This is a genomic window from Cupriavidus gilardii, from assembly GCF_017598945.1.
GTDB lineage: Bacteria > Pseudomonadota > Gammaproteobacteria > Burkholderiales > Burkholderiaceae > Cupriavidus > Cupriavidus gilardii_E.
The window spans coordinates 30410-47673 of sequence record NZ_JAGFTW010000038.1 but is presented as its reverse complement, the minus strand read 5'-3'; the positions used below and the strand labels follow the sequence as shown (position 1 = coordinate 47673).

The window sequence follows — 17264 nt, the reverse complement described above, 5'->3', positions numbered from 1 at the left end:
CTCAGGCCCGGCTCTTCAGGTTGTCGCGGATCTCGCGCAGCAGCTTGATATCTTCCGGATCCTCGGGCGCCGGTGCGGGCGGTTCCGCGGCGCGCAGCCGGTTGATGGCTCGCACCATCATGAAAATGATGAAAGCCAGGATCAGGAAGTTGACCAGGATGGTCAGGAAATTGCCGTAGGCGAATACTGGCACACCGGCCTTTTTCAAGGCGTCGAGCGTCATTGGCGTTCCCGCCGGCGGATCGGACAACACCAGAAACAGATTCGAAAAGTCGAGTTTGCCGATGATCCGGCCCACCAGGGGCATGATCAGGTCATTGACCACGGAATCCACGATTTTTCCGAAAGCTGCGCCGATAATCACGCCGACCGCGAGGTCGACCACGTTCCCGCGCATCGCGAAGGTCTTGAATTCCGACATCATGCTCATGGCTTAACTCCTTGCTGTTGTTCATTTTTCACCACGCACCGCAGCGCAAGACTGCCGCAACGATGCCGCAAACGCAAGCCTGACGCGGCTTTGCGGCAGACGGATGTCGGCTCCCTACACGGTCGCGCGATCAACGAACACCCCCGGGTTACCGCGCTTTCACTGCCCAATGTGCCTAAGGTACAATTTACGGTTGACGCAAAATCTAAATTGACTTCCCCTGGGGTTTGGAATGAATGACCAGCAAAGCGTGAAGAGCGTGGATAAGGGGCGTCGCAACTGGTTGATCGCGACGTCTGTGGCTGGCGGCATCGGAGGAGTGGCGGTTGCGGTGCCGTTTGTCAGTACCTTTGCACCGTCGGAAAAGGCCAAGGCGGCAGGCGCGCCGGTCGAGGCCGACATCAGCGGGCTCAAGCCCGGCGAAATGATGACGGTCGAATGGCGCGGCAAGCCCGTCTGGATTCTGCGTCGTACGGACGAGATGCTGGCGTCGCTGAAAAAGACCGACGCCGAAGTGGCCGACCCGAACTCGGACATTCCGTTCACGATGGAAACCCCCGAGTACTGCAAGAACGAAACCCGTTCCCGGCCCGAGCACAAGGATATCCTGGTCGTCGTCGGTATCTGCTCGCATCTCGGTTGCTCCCCGTCCGGCCCGTTCGCGGCTGGCGCCAATCCCACCCTCGGTTCCGACCCCGGTTTCCTTTGCCCGTGCCACGGCTCGACCTTCGACCTGGCAGGCCGCGTGTTCAAGAACAAGCCGGCACCGCAGAACCTTGACGTTCCCCCATACCAGTTCCTCACCGACACCACGATCGTGATCGGCAAAGACGAAAAAGGAGAGGCTTGATCATGGCGGCGGAAAAGCAAGTCAAGACGACCGGCCTGCTGGGCTGGATCGACGCGCGCTTCCCGGCGACGCAGCTGTGGGAAGACCATCTGTCCAAGTACTACGCGCCGAAGAACTTCAACTTCTGGTACTTCTTCGGCTCGCTGGCGCTGCTGGTGCTGGTGATCCAGATCGTCACCGGCATCTTCCTGGTGATGAACTACAAGCCGGACGGCACGCTGAACGCCGCCGGCATCCCGGTGGCCTACGCCAGCGTCGAGTTCATCATGCGAGAGGTGCCCTGGGGCTGGTTGATCCGCTACATGCACTCGACCGGCGCCTCGGCGTTCTTCGTGGTGGTCTACCTGCACATGTTCCGCGCGCTGCTGTACGGTTCGTACCGCAAGCCGCGCGAGCTGGTCTGGATCTTCGGCTGCCTGATCTTCCTGACGCTGATGGCCGAGGCCTTCATGGGCTATCTGCTGCCGTGGGGCCAGATGTCGTACTGGGGCGCGCAGGTGATCGTCAACCTGTTCTCGGCGATTCCGGTGATCGGCCAGGACCTGTCGCTGTTCATCCGCGGTGACTATGTGGTCAGCGACGCGACGCTGAACCGCTTCTTCTCGTTCCACGTGATCGCCGTGCCGCTGGTGCTGCTGGGCCTGGTGGTCGCCCACATCATCGCGCTGCACGAAGTCGGCTCGAACAACCCGGACGGCGTCGAAATCAAGGAGAAGAAGGACGAGAACGGCGTGCCGCTCGACGGCATCCCGTTCCATCCGTACTACTCCGCGCACGACCTGATGGGCGTCGGCGTGTTCCTGATTCTCTTCTCGGCGGTGATCTTCTTCTTCCCCGAGATGGGCGGCTACTTCCTGGAACACAACAACTTCTTCCCGGCCGACCCGCTGAAGACCCCACCGCACATCGCGCCGGTCTGGTACTTCACGCCGTTCTATTCGATGCTGCGTGCCACCACGGCCAACTTCCTGCCGATCCTGTGGATCTTCTTCGCGGTTCTGCTCGGCATCCTGTTCCTGCGCAGCAAGAGCCTGAAGGTCAAGGGCATCGCGGTGGCAATCGCCGTCGTGCTGGCGCTGGGCTTCTACTTCATCGACGCCAAGTTCTGGGGCGTGGTGATCATGGGCGGTTCGGTGATCATCCTGTTCTTCCTGCCCTGGCTCGACCATTCGCCGGTCAAGTCGATCCGCTACCGCCCGGCCTTCCACAAGACGATCCTGATGGTGTTCGTCGTGTTCTTCCTGATCCTGGGCTACCTCGGCGTGCAGCCGCCGTCGCCGGTCGGCGAGAAGGTGTCGCAGCTCGGTACGCTGCTGTACTTCGCCTTCTTCCTGACCATGCCGCTGTGGAGCCGCGTCGGCACCTTCCAGCCGGTGCCCGACCGCGTGACGTTCAAGCACCACTAAGCCAGGCCCAAGGACAAGGAAAAACGATGAAAAAGCTGCTTTCCATTCTCGCGCTGGCCGGCGCGTGCTTTGCCGGTGCGCCCGCCATCGCCGCCGAAGGGGGCTATCCGCTGGAGCCGGCGCCGGTCAACACCAGCGACCTGTTCTCGCTGCAGCGTGGCGCCAAGCTGTTCGTCAACTACTGCCTGAACTGCCACGGCGCGTCGATGATGCGCTACAACCGCCTGCGCGACATCGGCCTGACCGAAGACCAGATCCGCGAGAACCTGATGTTCACCGCGGACAAGGTCGGCGAAACGATGACCATCGCGATGCAGCCGAAGGACGCCAAGGCGTGGTTCGGCGCGGCGCCGCCGGATCTGTCGGTGATCGCGCGCGCCCGCGGCGATGCGTGGCTGTATACGTATCTGCGCACCTTCTATCGCGACGATACCCGCGCGACCGGCTGGAACAACCTGGTCTTCCCGAGCGTCGGCATGCCGCACGTGCTGTGGGAACTGCAAGGCCAGCGCGCGGCGAAGTTCGCCGACGTCGAAGAGCATGGCGAAAAAGTGCACAAGTTCGTCGGTTTCGAACAACTGACGCCCGGCAGCATGACGCCGCTGCAGTACGATACCGCCGTCGCCGACCTGGTCGCCTACCTGGACTGGATGGCCGAGCCGGCGCAGAACCACCGCCGCCGTCTGGGCGTGTGGGTCCTGCTGTTCCTCGGCGTATTCACCGTGTTCGCCTGGCGCCTGAACGCCGCCTACTGGAAAGACGTCAAGTAATCCCGGTAGACCGCCCGAGGGCTAGTGCGGAGTTGCCTATGCGACACCGCCTGGCCCTTTTTCCTTTGTGACGGGATGAACGGATCGGGACAGGCGCGCCCCATGCGCCGCCTACCAAGCCACCGATCCGACATTCCGTTACGCTATTTGTAACGAATTTGCTTTCCGATGGTGGGTTCTGACAGAATGTTTGACCCAACTTCGGCCTAGCGCCGCCTCCAAGGAATCCCAACCATGATGGTGTTGTATTCGGGCACCACCTGCCCGTTCTCTCAGCGTTGCCGCCTGGTCCTGTTCGAAAAGGGCATGGACTTCGAAATCCGCGACGTCGACCTGTTCAACAAGCCGGAAGACATCTCGGTGATGAATCCCTACGGCCAGGTGCCCATCCTGGTCGAGCGCGACCTGATCCTGTACGAATCCAACATCATTAACGAGTACATCGACGAGCGCTTCCCGCACCCGCAGCTGATGCCGGCCGACCCGGTCCAGCGCGCCCGCGCCCGCCTGTTCCTGTTCAACTTCGAAAAGGAACTGTTCACCCACGTCTACGTGCTCGAGAACGAGAAGGGCAAGACCGCCGAAAAGAGCCACGAGCGCGCCCGCGCCGCGATCCGCGACCGCCTGACGCAACTGGCGCCGATCTTCGTCAAGAACAAGTACATGCTCGGCGAAGAATTCTCGATGCTGGACGTTGCCATCGCGCCGCTGCTGTGGCGTCTGGACCATTACGGTATCGAGCTGTCGAAGAACGCCGCCCCGCTGCTGAAGTACGCGGAACGGATCTTCAGCCGCCCCGCCTATATCGAAGCGCTGACCCCGTCGGAAAAGGTGATGCGCCGCTAAGCCGGCCCCGGCCCGAGCCCGCTCGGGCCACCGGCGCGACGCCACTGGAAGTCTTATGCCTGAAACCTCGACCAAGCCCTACCTGATCCGCGCCATTTACGAATGGTGCACGGACAACGGCTTCACTCCGTATATCGCCGTGTTCGTCGACGCGAACACCAACGTGCCGCGCGAATTCGTCAAGAACAACGAGATCGTGCTGAACGTCAGCTTCGACGCGACCAGCGGTCTGGAAATGGGCAACGAGTGGATCAGCTTCAGCGCCCGCTTCGGCGGCGTATCCCGCAAGCTGGACGTTCCGGTCGATAACGTGCTCGCCATTTACGCGCGCGAGAACGGGCAGGGCATGGCATTCCCGGTCGAGCGCAGCGTGCCTGAAACGCAGGGCGCGACCGAACGGGAACTGAATCCGCCGCCGAAACTGGCGCCGGTCGAAAGCGACGGTGCCGCGCAAGCCGACAGCGCCGACGCGTCGGACGACGACGATCCGAATCCGCCGCCGGTGCCGCGCATCGGTACCCGCAAGCCTTCGTTGAAGGTCGTCAAGTAAGCTCCTCTGGCCGGCCAGTTCTGACCGGTCAACCATCGCCAAGGCAGGCCGCATGCAGTAGAATCGCGGTCTGCATCAAAGCCGGCTTAGCTCATCAGGTAGAGCAGTTGATTTGTAATCATCAGGTGGCGGGTTCGAGTCCTGCAGCCGGCACCAGACACCTATCCAAGGGCATCCTTGGAGATCTTGAAACCCGTGATCGCATAAGGCTTCACGGGTTTTTTTATTCCGATGTTCTCAACGGTGCGCGCCTGAATCGGAGGCGTATGAGGGCAGAACCTAAGGACTTTCTTCAGCCTGGTACCGAGTGCGTCGCTCATCTAGGTATAGATTCGCGCAGGACCGCCCAGCGAATATGCATTGAGCAACGACCATAGTTGGTACGGTCGCCCCCTCGCCGACGCCAGCGCGTCGGACGGATGCATTAGCGTTGCCTGCAGCTAGTCAGTCCAGGAGCCGTTCGCGTTCATCCCGTAGGCACTAGCACTACCGCTCTGTGAAATTCTCACAGCTTGCGACGACTGACAATATGGACAGCCTGTCATCATGCTGCTTGCTGTTGCGGGCAGCGTTACGGTTGCCGCTACACAAGGGGCCCTGAATGCGCCAATCGGCGTGAATGCCAGGGTTGTCGGACATCACGATGGCTCCATGGAAACAAATGGCAGTCAGGAGTGGTGCCATACCAACGCTTTCCATGTCGTAATATGTGTTCGGAAGTATTTTGAATCAGCGCAGTCCCGCTCTAGGATTGTGGCCACTCGAGATATGTGATCAGCGTCGCCCGTCGCACCCTCCACTGTGAGCTGCTAACTGAGCTGTTAAGGCGACTGACATGTAATGCCGTGGAACAGGAGGCCTTGGCAAAGCGCCCGTTGAGTTGACGGCCTAAGGCCATAGCAAGGAGAGCTAGTCAAGCCCCCTTTTATTCTGGCTTGCTACATAGGGGCTCCGTCTAATATAAGTCATTGATAGAAAAGTGATCTTCATTCGTGCAAGGTGGTTCGGTTCCTTTCCCACGTCGAAGACTCGCTACTTCCACTGGTAACAAAAAAGCAAAACGAAATGCCGGATCGGCTCGGCATACAATGTCAGCCGTTAGCACCACACCCAAATAGAATTTTGTGCGACGGGGTAAGGTCCATCGGCATGGGGATTGATGCTCGAACGGGAAAACAACATGAAAAACACGCTGCTGCAAGGCGAAAGAAATAGCGAAGCTCTGCCGGCCAGTGCATGGGTTCGTTTTTTGCGGAGTTATGGCCCAACGCCGAATAACCTCACGATGTTCGACGAGTATGTCTCCAGCGCGCTAGGGCGGGCGAAAGTACAGCCAATAAGTCTGTCCACGCCGCTGCTAGAAGCCATGGTTCAGCACATCGAGTCCAAGGTGCCGGGCTCGCTGCTGATCGTTGGCACGGCGGGTGATGGAAAAACCTACCATTGCCGCGCGCTGTGGACTCGCATCGGCGGCGATCCCAAGCATTGGGCTGCAAAGGGCAACTTGAAAGAGCACCTCCTTGCAGATGGCCGTATGGCAGTTTTCATTAAGGACCTCTCGGAATTCAACGGTGAGGAGAGCGACCTGCCGCTTCAACGCCTAGAGAAGTCGGTCCTTGGAGGTGATGACTCGGAGGTCGTGATCCTGGCGGCTAACCACGGTCAGCTCCTCGACCGCCTGCGCGATCTTGGAAAACGCCAAGGGCGCTTTCACCCGCTTCGAAAGCCGCTCCAGGAAACCTTCCTGCAAGCCGGTCCCCCGCCTGATCGCTTGGCCGTTTTCGACCTCAGTCGCACGACTAGTCGCAAGACGCTCGATGAAATCACCAAGGCTGTGGCAGGCCACCAGGAATGGGATAACTGTACGCGCTGCTCGCTAAACGCGGGCGGCAAAGTCTGTCCGATCGATGAGAATCGCCGCCGCTTGCTCGGCGATTCCGATGGGCGCCAGCTTGCGCGTCGGTTGGGCGATTTGGTTGAGATCGCCCGCCTCAATGGACTGCATCTCCCCGTTCGCGACCTGCTGGCATTGTGCTCGAACATGATCCTCGGCTACTCCGATGCCAAGGAGGCCAAGGAGAACCTCATGACTTGTGCCGACGTGCCAAGAATTCAGGAGGCTGGCCACATTGGCAAAGCTAGCATCTACGCCAACGCCTTCGGCGCTAACTTGCCCAAGCGCAGGGCTTCTGATCGCCCTGTGTTCAAGGCCATGGCGAGCTTCGGCGTGGGCGAAGAGACGACCAACTCCGCCGATGGCCTGTTGGTCTACGGGAAGGACGACACCCGACTGCAGCCCGACTTTGAGCGCTTGGTTGCCAGCGATGCAATCTACGGCGCCACGACGGACTTCCGAGCAGCTCAGAATGCCTATCTGGAGGGCCACGAGGAGGCTCGCTCGGAGGGCGGCTATTCAGAGTTTTTGGAGATGCTCGAGGCCCAGCGTCGTCGTCTCTACTTTACGCTGCCCGATGCTGAGGCAAGTTACCCTCGCTGGTCGATGACGGCCTTCCGTTTTGCGGGTGATTACCTAGAAATGATTGAATCGCTCAAAGACAAGCAGCCCGTGAGCGAGACCGTTCGTGGGCGCATCGCCAAAGGGCTTAATCGGGTGCTGACAGGCCTACTACTGGAGAACGTCGATCGCATCTTCATCGCTAGCTCCGGCGGCTTCACCCGGAGCCGGGTGAGCGTAATTTGCGAGCATGATACGCCGTCTCGCAGGCAGGGCGGTGTAGGCATGGCCATCAGACTCGACGAAGTTACGGGGCGCCCGCAGCTCGACGTCTCCCTCTCCCCTAGCCCTGGCAACTCGGTGTCCTTCGAACTCACGCCGATCCGCCATGAATTTCTTTCGCGTGTGGCCGATGGGGCTCTGCCCGCGAGCTTCTCCAACGAGTGCCTTGAAGATTTGATGGCGTTCAAAGCCAAGCTGCTGCGCAAGGCAGAAAGCGTCCGCAAGATGAAGGTTGCTGGCGACGACGATGAGACCTTTGGCGAGGCCGCCGCGGTGACCTTGAACTTCATCGACATCGACGCCATGGGCCGCGGCGCCTCTCATCCCGTGATCGTGAGGGCGTTGGCATGAGCGCGGTCTACAAGCGTCCTGAGATCAAGAGCGTGGACTTCTGCGTCGACGAAAACATCTGGGGGCACCGCCTCTATGACGAGCAACTTCCGCATTTGACAGTGCTGGAGTTTCTCGGCGCGCTGGGTTCCAACCTGGAAAAGCCGTTACGCCCGCACGAGGGCTTGGGCGGTGCCTTCAAATTCCAACCGCAGCGGCAAATTCGCCTACGCGGTTTGCTCTTCAATAACCCCTACGTCGAAGCCATTGCGGAAAGTGCGCTCGCTGACAATGAGAAGTGGCGCCAGTGGTTCGAGAAGTTCGATCAAGGTAAGACGGGCAACGGCGATGATGACATGGGCTACTTGCGTCGCTCGTTCTCCAGCTTCGATGACTTCGCCAAGGCCATTGAGTTGCTACGTTCCTCTTCGTTTGAGTCACGCAGCAACAAGCGTTGGAGCTCCAAGTTCGTTTTCCCCTTCGGCCCGGACGCCCTCTATGAGGACTTGGAGATTGACGCGCGTGGAAAGATGAGCAACGACCGGCGTTTTTTCGCGCGCACCGGCGAGCTGCTCTACATGATGCTCACGCGGGCTAAGCGCGGCGCAGAGCTCGGGGATATCTTGGCCGAACGTCTGTTCGATCGCGAAGCTCCTATGAATAGGCTGGCCAGAGCTCTGCAAGGCGCGCCGCAGCGGACGGACGATTCGCGTCTATCTGGCTACCTACCTGAGATTGCCAACGAGCGCTTCGATCAAATCTGCGAAGACTGGCTATCGATACTGGCCAAGGACATGCCTATCTATGACGCCTTGGAGCATTTGATCACCATCTCCGGGTTAAACCTGCTGCTCTACTTCCTCGAGCGCGCCAAGCGGGTATCGGGAGACGACGAACCCGTCGAGATAGTTTGCGAGATTGTCTCGAAGGATCGCACGAAGGTCCGTTCGCTCTCAGGCGATAGCTACCAGTTCAACCAAGGTCTTCCCGCCAAGGCAGTGCGCGCTCACGTCGAATCAATTCGGAAGGACAGGGGCTGGGTCGAGGCTACCTCTATGGAGTTCCCGGACGCCGAGCGCATCAAGCTCATGCGCGAGCGCTTCCAGTGGCCGTCGATAGACGGCGGTGATGACGAAGACTACACGGGCAAGAGTCCGGATGCCCTGGTCGGTGATCTGATCGATCTCGCCCTCGCTCGCCACGAGCAGCACGTCGGAAAGATTCATGCATCTTGGTCGCGCGCGATCGGCCTTAGCTCCCGTAGGCTCTCCCGGCGCACTCGCTACGCGCCCAACGACCGGCTGCTGAAATCCCTCGTTGTGGCGATCGTCGAGGACCGCATGCAGTTCGACGAGTTCTTGGCAGCGGCCAAGAAGCGCTATGGTCTTGTGATTGGCGATGCCGAAGGCGCGCGCCTGGTCGACGCGAAGCTCGTCGACCAAGAGGAGCTCAGCGAGAACCGGGACAACCTTGAAGCCCGGCTCGTTGGGCTGGGGCTTGTCCGAAGACTCTCTGATTCCTGCTCGTTTGTTGAAAACCCGTTCGCGTTTAAGGCAGAGATGGCATGCTGACCGATCGCATCATCGGGCGCGTCGGCGCCGATCTTCTCGCCAAGCGCATTTCCAATCCCGACCAGGCAGGCGACTCCGCGGCGCTCTTCCGACTGGACAAGCTCTCGGCCAATCAGATCGCGGCCGTCGCACGGGCTATCCTGGCTAGTCCGGACGTGCTTGCTCGGGTGGATCTGATGATTCCGGAGGCGTTGGTCTCGGGTCAAGGTCTTCCGCCGGAAATTCTGATCCCACACAACGCCGGCTACGTCCGCAACAATGCGGTGACCGCCAAAGCGGCAATCCTGACGGCCAATGGCAACGAACACAACCTGGCAGACACGCTGGGGCATGTCATGGCCATCGGAGCCAAGGAGATGCGTGCCGATCCCGAGCCGTGGGTTGAGGCCGCGCTGCATGCCGGGGGACTCTCGCCCGTGCCGGACGACCGAGCTGTGTTTCACGCGGCTCTGGGGGGGCTGCTGGCATCGTCGGAACTGTCTCTCGTCCAGCTCGGCGAGTTTTGCTCCGACATCGTCGAAGCTATGGCGATTCGCGGACTCCCCATTCGCGACGCGGTGGGCTTTGCCTTGCCGCGCGCGGGATTGCCTCGCGACAGTTCCTTTTTCTCCAACGCCAAGACGTTCGCGACGACGCGCACGCCCTGGCTGAAGGCTTTCGCCAAGCTCTTCGCTCAGCGTGCCCCTCTGCTCAAAAAGCTCCGACAGAACGGGCAAACGATTGATCAGGACGAGCTCTCCCAGCGCATAGAGGACAATGCGGCTGACATCGCGGAAGGTGCGCGGCTTGCCTTGGAGGCCTTCGCCGCCGCTCCGGCGGGCGATCAAGAGGCGGCTTCAGCGTTAGCGCAGTTCGAGTGGGAAGGCGACGGCGTTTACCTCGCATTCGACAAGCCCAAGGAAAAGCAGCTCGGCCTAGCTGACTCGACTATCCGCTTCTTCGACCATGACTGCGACCACGAGAACCCGCTCACTGCTGAGGATCGCAAACTGTTGGAGGACTTGAAGTCGCGGGAGCGCCGTTCCGACTTCAATGAGGAGGACGAAGCGTTCTTCGTCAAGCATCGCCGGTCGCTTGAGCAAAATGCGAAGCTCAGCGCCCGTTGGGAAAAGGCCTTGTATGGCAAACCCATCGAGTGCAACGACTTCTTCGACGGTTTCGCCCGCGTAGTGAATAGCCTGCACGCGGGCCTTCGCGATCTCGAGGGGGAACGGATCCTACGCTTTACCGTCTCCAAGGGCCGCAAAGAGTGGCGCGAGCGCTTCAATTACGACGCGGGGAGCTATTTCTCCGCAATGTATCGCGGCTTGAAAGAGCTGATGGGCGCCAAGGCGGACTGGAAAGTCGAGCGCCTCGGCAATGCGAACCTGCCCGATCCGCTCTTCGACTATGAGGCCTTCTTCGCCAAGGAGAAGGAGCTTCGCAACGACAAGAAGAACAAGATCCGGCCCAACTCCTCGCTCTCGCGTGTGGCTCTGCAGATTAAGTTCGATGTGGCCTTGGTGCAAGTCGGCGCGGGCAAGGAGACGATCCTAGCCAAAACCCAGCTTCTGTGGAGCTATAAGCCCACGTCCATTGGACTGTCAATGGTGGCGGACATGCGCCGGCTCTTGGAGAAGGGCGCGGTCGGCTGCACGGAGGTCCCCCGACGCCTAGTGAGTAAGAAGGGGGGCGTGCAGAACGTCTCCCTGCTCGACACCGGCACGTTGGAGGCTACTTACTCGACTGACGCGGGATCCCTGGTGCCAGCGGCAAATAGATTGCGCAGCCTGCGCCACGATATTAAGAGTCGCATTAAGGATCTCGCCGACGAAGGCCGGCTAACAGCGCACCAGCGCGACGAGATCAAAGACGCCTGGGACAAGTTCGAGCAGGACTACATAAAGGCGATGGAGGACTTCGTTTCGACGGGCCTTCACGGCGAGGCCGTCATACGGCAGGCCGAGTCCTTTGGCGCGCTGATGAACGTCTTGATGGCCCACGCTCGTGGCGACGTCTGCCGCTCGCGTCTGGTCTCTGAAATCCTTACGGTGGGCACGGTCCGCGTGGCCGGCGACAACCCGGCGCTGATCATCCCACCTTGGCATCCTGAGCGGATGAAGGCGCTAGCGGTGAAATCGCGGCGCGTGGCGGGATTTGCTACCCACTTGCTATCCAGCGGACGTATCCTCTACGGGGATCGAGAAATCTTCATGCGCGAGCTCTCCGACGAGATTGCTCACCCGTTCTACCCGGAGATCGCGGTCCTTAACATAGCGGGTGCGCCGGCTCTGGTCTCAGAGAGCAGCACCGTCAACGGCTACAGCCTCTTGGAGTCTCCCACGCGCAGCGCCCGGGACACTATGACCGATGTCGATCCGGCCGCCGCGGCGAAGCAAGCGCGGGAGCTTTTGGAGCGCTACGTCGGATTGCAGCCCCACGAGGCCTCCAACCTCAGCGTCGTGCTCTACAATGCCGACGCAGCCGACCTGCCGCTCGCGACGGTGCGGGAGCTTTCGTCGATCCAAGAGGATGGCAAGTTCCAATGCAGCGTGTCGGTGCGTCACTCCGACCCGGCGAAGCTTCGTAGTGTTTATGGTGAACTGGTCAACAAGGCGGGCGACGATCCGGACCTTCCTGTGGTCAGCGAAACCAGCGACAACTTTATCTCGAAGCTACGCATCGCGGTGACGCCTATCTCGGCCACGCCGAGCGAGAACGTGCAGGGTTTCAAAGCCTTCGATGTAGCCTTTCTGCATGATGTGGTCGCGCGCGCGGCTCAATTGGAATGGCTGCCGGTTCCCTGGACTAACGATCGGCCCAACCTGGAGCACGCTCCCTCGCGTTGGTCCTATCGCAGCGTTTCGGGCGAGAACGAGCTGAAATCGACCACGTTCCTGGCCTGTCCATGGCAGACGGCGTCCGGCTGGGCGTATGTGTCCGCGGTGTCCGCCGTTTGCCGGCAGACCGACGCGCTGCCAGACGCACGATTCCTGCCGGCACGGCGTATCTCGCTGCAAAGCGCGGCTCTGGCTGAGATGATCAAGGATGCCCATCAGCTTGCCGAATGGGTCGCCACTTACGACGAGCTGCTGGACAAGCGGCAACTGCAGCACAACGACATCACCGTTGTTCGCTATCGCCGAGGATCGACCAACGGCCGCAACATGATCGTAAGTTCGACATCCGAGCTCCGGCTGCTAGGCGTGCTGGTGCGCCGGCGATTACAAGAGCTGAATCTTCAGCTGAGCGCCGAAGAGATCCAGATCGTGGCGGAGAAGGCCAAACGGGAAGCGCTTTCCATCTCTGGCGACATCGTGCTGCGTGCTGCTAAACGCGGTGTCTCCGCCGGAGAAATGATTGGCTTGGTGCTTAGCCGCCATTTGCTCGCAGAGGAATTCAAGGCCTCCGCGGGCGGGGGGCCGATCTTGACTGCCTATTTCCTTCTCGACGATTACGCGAGTTGGCTCTCTCAGCCGGAGAGCCGCATCGCCGACATCCTTGCGCTCAATGTCGAGGAGCGGGAAGAGGGCGTTCGCGTCGTCATCTCGATCGTCGAATCGAAATACGTTGGTGCTGATAGCCTAGCCAAAGCCCGCCGCGACTCCAAGGACCAGCTCCTGGCAACGTTGGGGATGTTTCGCGAGGCGCTCTTTGGCGATCCGGGGCGGCTTGATCGCGATGTGTGGCTCGCTCGCCTGGCGGACATGCTGATCGACGCGGATATTCCTCCTGGTATGACCGGCCTCATGGAGCGGGCTCGGGCGAAACTTCGCGAGGGCGACGTCGAGATTTCCCTCCGTGGCTATTCGCAGGTCTACGTCCACACCGCCGACGCAGGGTCGATCTCTGCGTCCGACCAGGAGCTACTGGAGGACGCCGACGGCATCCACGCCTGGCAGGAAGTCTTCGATCGGCCCGATCTGCGGAAGCTCATCGAGGCCTACGCCAAGGGTGCGGGCAGCATCGCGGTGCGCTCGGGACTGGGCGCTCATCAACCATGGGAAAGGCACAGCTTTAAGAAGCCAGCGCCGCGCGTGCCATGGCTCGCGGCCATGAGGCAGCTCGCACACGGAGCTGATGAGGTCGGTGCAGACGGCATTGCAGAGGAGGCTAATACGGACGCGCTGATTCAACCCAGTGCCCTGCTCCCCCATTTTGAGGCTCCTGTGCCTAGCCGCGCCCAGGCCGATAATACGGCGACCCCTTCAGTCCCGAGCCCCGAACCGGCTGCGACAGCTAAATTCGGCGAGACGCTCTCTGAATTGGTTGCCGCTAAGTTCGCTGGCGGCTCCCAGGCAGACGCCGACCGCGAGAACTGGGCTCAGGACGTAACTAAGAAGCTCAAAGCCGCGCTCAACAGCTACGGCTTGCAGGCGGCAATCCTGGGAACCCGACTGACGCCCAATGGCTGCTTGGTGCGCTTGGCCGGATCCGATAGGCTGCGTGTCGAAGACATCGAGAACAAGCGCACTCAGCTCCTGACCACGCACGCGATCAACCTTGTGACGGTTCAGCCGAAGCCAGGCGAGATCGTGGTGACGGTCGCCGGGGCCAAGCGGCAGGCGGTCTCGCTGTGGGAGCTCTGGTCCCGCCGGGAGCTCAATCGCAACATCGCCGGCATCAACACGTCCTTCCTACTAGGGCTGCAAGAGATTAACGGAGCATTGCTGTATCTGAACCTCGGCGCAGAGTTCGGCGGGCTGTCTTCGCATGAGCCGCATTCGCTCGTGGCGGGCGCGACCGGTAGCGGCAAGTCGGTGCTCATCCAGGCTTTGCTCCTAGACATTGCCGCCACCAATCCAAAGGACTTGGCACAGATCATCTTGATCGATCCTAAGATGGGTGTGGACTATGCCCCCTTGGCCGACTTGCCGCACATGCGCGACGAGATCGTCACCACCAAGGAGAAGGCGGGAGAGGTTCTCGAAGCCCTAGTCCAGGAAATGGAGGACCGCTACCGGGCTTTCGCCAAGGCCAGAGCGCGCGATCTACCGACCTACAACGCCAAGGTCTTGGCCGAAGAGCGGCTGCCAATGGTCTTCTTGGTGCATGATGAGTTCGCTGACTGGATGCTCGACGACGCCTACAAGGCGGCGGTGGGTGCGGCGGTCCAACGCCTAGGTGTGAAAGCCCGCGCAGCCGGCATCCATCTGATCTTCGCGGCGCAGCGTCCCGACAAGGACGTGATGCCCATGCAGCTTCGCGAGAACCTAGGCAATCGCCTGATCTTGAAAGTCTCGAGCGAGGCGACCTCCAAGATAGCGCTCGACCGGCCTGGAGCCGAGCTGCTGCTCGGCCGCGGCCACTTGGCAGCTAAGCTCAACGGCGAGCAGGGCTTAGTCTTCGCGCAAGCCCCGTTTCTTTCCGACCAGGATATCGAAGCGGCGGTCGCTGCCATTCAATCCGATAACTTTATCCATTAATTCGGGGAGCTCTTTTGGCGCAACCATTCAAACACGATGCCGCTAGCCTTCACGATTTCTTCTCCCAAGGAGGCCGCGGCTTTTACGTCCCCTACTACCAGCGCAACTACTCTTGGGACGAAGAGAACGCGACGAAGCTCATCGAGGACATCTTTTCGAGCATCAAGCGCACGCTGAGCAAGCCCAACAACAGCATCTTCCTCGGTACGGTCATCCTTCATGACGAGAAGAACGTGCAGACCGGCGTCCACTCTGACACCCCCAATCTACTGACCAAGGTGGCCAACGTTGTCGATGGCCAGCAGCGTATCACCTCAATCGCGATGCTCGCTTGCGCCATCGAGGAACAGATCAATCAGATGGTGCCGAAGCTCAAGGCGTTGGCCGGATCCGCGACGGAATTCGATGCGCTGGCGACAGAGTTGACCGATGAACTTCCGAACATTCGCCGCTTCTTTTCTGTCGAGATCACCAAGACCGGCGCCCAGCCCGCGTTGAAGCCGAAGATCATCAGGGCCGGCGATGTGTCAGCGAATCCTGTCTCCGACCAATGGACTCTCGCCGGAGACATTAACCATTTCTATCGCTCCAACACGTCGAGCTTCCTCTCGAAATTCATTGCAGGCATCGCGATCGATGCGATTCCTACTGATGAGCGCGTGGGGGCAGTGCTGGAGGTTTTCCGAGAGAAGATTAGCGAAGAGATCACGGCCGCGCACGCAGCGCTTGCGATTGGGTTGTTGTCGGCGAATGGGGTAACCGATGGAAGCCTGTCCAACTTTATGGCTTACCCACCTGACTGGGCGAACATCCACGCGCTACCTCCAGATGAGCAGTCTCTCTACTGCGGCGGGATGTTGCTTTTGGCCCTCTGCTCGTTCTTGAAGAACTCCTGCCATTTGGTAGTGATCGAGTGTCTAGACCTTGGGTTGGCTTTAGACATGTTCCAGTCGCTGAATGCAACAGGCACGCCGCTGACCGCGTTCGAGGTGTTCAAGCCGCAGATCGTCAAAGCTTGGGGCGTCGGCTACTCCACCGCGATTAAGCCGCAAGTCGATCGCATCGAGAAGGTGTTTGAGACCGAGAGCAACTCGTCGGACAAAGAGGAGCTGACCGACAAGGTCATCGTGTCCTCTGCCTTGGTTTTCAATGGGATGGATCGAAGCCGGCGATTTAGCGAAGAGCGCGACTGGTTGACCGACACACTGGAGGAATCTCTCTCGACTGGCGTGCCGACGCAGAAGTCGATCGATTTCGTAACGTCCATCGCGGATCAGGCAGAATACTATCTGACCCATATCAGGCCACGGAGGTCCCCAAAGAACTCGGCCACATTCGGGCTGTGCAATCACTTGCTGACCTTGGGGCTGATGCCACAACAGGCTGATCGCGCCGCACTCTGCGTATTTTATCTGAAGGACGCGGGGCACCAATTTGCTCATGCCGTGTTGAGCGTTTTCTACTCCAAACTGCTCCGCGCACAGTCCGACGCGGCCGCCAAGACGCTTGCGGCTACGGAGTTCGTGGCGGTGTGCGAGGCAACGGCTGCATTTTTCACCCTCTACATGGGTGCGCAGCAGGGCCGCTTCCCCGACTCAGATTATCGAGCCTTGTTCCAGTCGACCGCTGGGAACATCTCATTCGCCAATGGCGCTGCGAATCAGACGGCCGGATTCGTGAAAGCGGCATTTAGACAAGCATTGGAAAATCAAAAGATCTACGATGCGGCGAATCCGGTCGCAGCGCGTCAAATCTGGGTCGACCTGGCCAAAGAAAACGCTTGGTATTCTCGGAAAGCGGTTTGCCGATTTGCACTGTTAGCTTCGGCCCATGACGCGGCGCCTGACCTCACGACCGGCAACGAGGGGCTTTTCACCAATGGGATGGCGAACTCCGCCGATCTGTTGAATTGCCGCGTTTGGCACATGACCAGTTACGAGGTGATCGAACACGTCGCCACTCGTGAGCAGCCATCGACGATCAAATTCCCTGCACACTTCGACGCCACGATTTACCCGGGTAACTACTCGGTCGTAGATAAGCTCGGCAACCTGACCCTGCTCTCGGGCCAAGTGAACTCGTCGATCTATTCAGAGTGGCCCGACAAAGTTTTCTACTACTGGAACCTCACCACGCCGGGGGCGACGGCAGCAGGCCCCACCGGGGCCGCTCTCGCCGCCTCACTTGGTATCGGTAGCGTGCCTCCGGCCCTTTCGACTTTGGTAGCGGCTTCGAACTACCTTTCGCATTTGGCACCGCTCGCATTTAGAGGGCAATGTGGCCACCATTGGGACGCGGCATTCATCGCCAAACGTTCTGAGCATCTGTGTCAGCGCGTCTTCGACAAGCTCGACGCCTGGCTCCGATAG

The 17264-nt window shown here is 60.2% G+C and carries 10 protein-coding genes and 1 tRNA gene; 10 read left to right on the top strand and 1 reads right to left on the bottom strand.

Annotated features, from left to right (window positions below):
* Position 1: 1 nt before the first annotated feature.
* On the bottom strand, positions 2–430 hold the full coding sequence (gene mscL / locus J5T34_RS13905; RefSeq protein ID WP_279633771.1) for a large conductance mechanosensitive channel protein MscL: 429 nt from the start codon (positions 428–430) through the stop codon (positions 2–4).
* 232 nt (positions 431–662) lie between these two features.
* On the opposite strand from mscL, the gene petA reads away from it, so the two are divergent.
* From petA to J5T34_RS13855, 10 genes are all read left to right on the top strand, one after another.
* Positions 663–1280, top strand: coding sequence for a ubiquinol-cytochrome c reductase iron-sulfur subunit (petA, locus tag J5T34_RS13900; protein ID WP_174107858.1), 618 nt, complete (start codon positions 663–665; stop codon positions 1278–1280).
* Between the two features lie 2 nt (positions 1281–1282).
* Complete coding sequence (locus J5T34_RS13895) at positions 1283–2686, top strand: cytochrome b (RefSeq protein WP_174107859.1); 1404 nt, start codon at positions 1283–1285, stop codon at positions 2684–2686.
* A 26-nt stretch (positions 2687–2712) separates the two neighbouring features.
* Positions 2713–3456, top strand: a complete 744-nt coding sequence (locus J5T34_RS13890) for a cytochrome c1 (protein WP_174107860.1) — start codon at positions 2713–2715, stop codon at positions 3454–3456.
* Between the two features lie 234 nt (positions 3457–3690).
* Positions 3691–4302 (top strand): glutathione S-transferase N-terminal domain-containing protein, encoded by a 612-nt coding sequence (locus J5T34_RS13885; protein ID WP_174107861.1) that lies wholly within the window; start codon positions 3691–3693, stop codon positions 4300–4302.
* Between the two features lie 55 nt (positions 4303–4357).
* A complete protein-coding gene (locus J5T34_RS13880; RefSeq protein WP_208580262.1) occupies positions 4358–4852 on the top strand; it encodes a ClpXP protease specificity-enhancing factor in 495 nt (164 codons plus the stop codon).
* 80 nt (positions 4853–4932) lie between these two features.
* Positions 4933–5008: transfer RNA gene (locus J5T34_RS13875), tRNA-Thr, on the top strand.
* 1024 nt (positions 5009–6032) lie between these two features.
* A complete protein-coding gene (locus J5T34_RS13870) occupies positions 6033–7940 on the top strand; it encodes a hypothetical protein (RefSeq protein WP_208580261.1) in 1908 nt (635 codons plus the stop codon).
* Positions 7937–9490 carry a hypothetical protein gene (locus J5T34_RS13865; protein WP_208580260.1) on the top strand — a complete coding sequence of 518 codons (1554 nt, stop codon included), beginning with the start codon at positions 7937–7939 and terminating at the stop codon, positions 9488–9490. The genes J5T34_RS13870 and J5T34_RS13865 overlap by 4 nt, the downstream gene beginning before the upstream one ends.
* Positions 9484–14895, top strand: coding sequence for an FtsK/SpoIIIE domain-containing protein (locus J5T34_RS13860; protein WP_208580259.1), 5412 nt, complete (start codon positions 9484–9486; stop codon positions 14893–14895). Before J5T34_RS13865 ends, J5T34_RS13860 begins: the two co-directional genes overlap by 7 nt.
* A 14-nt stretch (positions 14896–14909) precedes the next feature.
* Positions 14910–17264: a DUF262 domain-containing protein gene (locus J5T34_RS13855; protein ID WP_208580258.1), complete on the top strand. Its 2355-nt coding sequence runs from the start codon at positions 14910–14912 to the stop codon at positions 17262–17264.